1 protein-coding gene is annotated in these 1,151 nt (G+C 43.8%); it reads right to left on the bottom strand.

From position 1 onward, the window contains the following. The coding region (locus VZ95_RS26350) for a hypothetical protein (protein WP_198148465.1) at positions 1-1,151 on the bottom strand (1,151 nt) is incomplete at both ends.

Here is a 1,151-nt window from a genome sequence, read left to right on the forward strand (position 1 = left end):
TTCCAGGGTTTGGATTGCTCCAGGCTGGTTACTGCGTTCCAGTGCTCCACTGCGGAGCGTCAGGGCCTTGGCGACCTGTGCCCTGATAGCAGGGTTCTGACTATCCTGATGTCGACTGACGACAAGATCACTGTCTTCCAAAATCTCATTATTGCGGGGGGGCTTCAGATTTGAGTAAATAACGATACGATTGACGTAGGTTACTGCGAGTTCACCCGAAAATTTCGGATCGAGGCGATTCCCATAGCGGTGGATCATTGAATTAACAATAGGAAGCGCTGTTTCCAAAGTGTTTGGTGTTTTTTTTAGAAAAATGCTAAGGTAATTTGTGTTAGCCCAAATTATGTTCTCAATTACGCTGGGGTCATTAGATTTAGAAAAATCCCGATCTATTTTATTAATAATTTCTGTGGCTCGATCAAAGTGATTATCACCTAGAATTTGTAATACATAAACTTGAGATCCGTATATCTCAGAGACATTTACTTCATTTGTCAAATTATTTTGTGATTTCAATAGAGTTTCATCAATTTTATTTAAATATTCGATAACTTTGTTTTGATTTTTGGTTAAGGCATGCATCGTCGCCAAACCGCGCAACACTGCAAACGAATCGGTATCGGTCATGGTTGTCGGGTCTTGCGCCAGCCGTCTTTCAATTTCCTGAAACGCTTCGATATATTTTGGAGTTGATTCGTGAGTCTGCCCAAAGATTAAAAGGGATCGTAGTTTGAAAATCTGTATTGATCTATCAGTCTCTTTAGCGAATTTTGTTTGAATTTCTTGATTGATTGCCTCTATTTCAGCCAGCTTTTTAGGAAATGTATCACGCTGATAGACAAGAATATTGAGGGCGGCCCGCGCCGCAATGCGCCGTTGAATAATATTGGTAGAATTGTAATTCGTTTCAAACAAGGATCGGCTCAGGCTGAGGGCATCATCATTTTTTCCCAATTTAAAGAGGCCGCCGGTTTTCTTAAGGGCCGCCTCGGCTTTCCATCGTTCTTGAACGCCTGCTGCAAGGGCTGACGTAAGCGTCAGCGCGTCATCAGCATAGGCAATGGCCTTTGAGGGTGTTTCCTGGGTTTCATCGGCAAGGTTGACTAGCGCCGAAAACGACCCATAGGCGCACCTCCGGCAGCGGGCTTGTG

Origin of the sequence: Elstera litoralis, from assembly GCF_000963705.1 — a bacterium.
In the GTDB taxonomy this organism is placed as follows: domain Bacteria; phylum Pseudomonadota; class Alphaproteobacteria; order Elsterales; family Elsteraceae; genus Elstera; species Elstera litoralis.